Consider the following 356-nt stretch of genomic DNA (forward strand, 5'->3'; position numbering starts at 1 on the left):
GCTTTCAGTTCACCTATGTTGCGGCTGCCTTTCACGTCGTTGTTGATGTCATCCATCTGCACGCTGTAGTTCTGCGTGTTGTGGATCCAGTTGGCTTCGACGAACGGCTGGAAGGTACGGTCTTTGCCGTCATCCATGGCGTTATGGCCCTGGAGATACGCTTTCACGCCMAGWCGYGTCTGCAGRTTGCCGTCGGTTTTATCCACCACGCGGGTACCATTTTTCTCGATGTGGGTATCGGCCTGCACGTCCATCCAGGTCACCTGGACTTTAGGTTGAATGTACAGCGCGTTACGTTCGCTGAATTCGGCCAGTTTCCAGGTGTAGCCCGTTTCGACAGAGGCGGTGATGCCGTC

At 55.1% G+C, this 356-nt stretch carries 1 protein-coding gene; it reads right to left on the reverse strand.

All coding sequences use genetic code 11. From position 1 onward, the window contains the following. A partial coding sequence (locus KE671_RS22720) for an autotransporter outer membrane beta-barrel domain-containing protein (RefSeq protein WP_206164812.1) occupies positions 1-356 on the reverse strand: 356 nt, incomplete at both ends.

This window comes from Citrobacter amalonaticus (genome assembly GCF_018252635.1).
GTDB lineage: Bacteria > Pseudomonadota > Gammaproteobacteria > Enterobacterales > Enterobacteriaceae > Citrobacter_A > Citrobacter_A amalonaticus_E.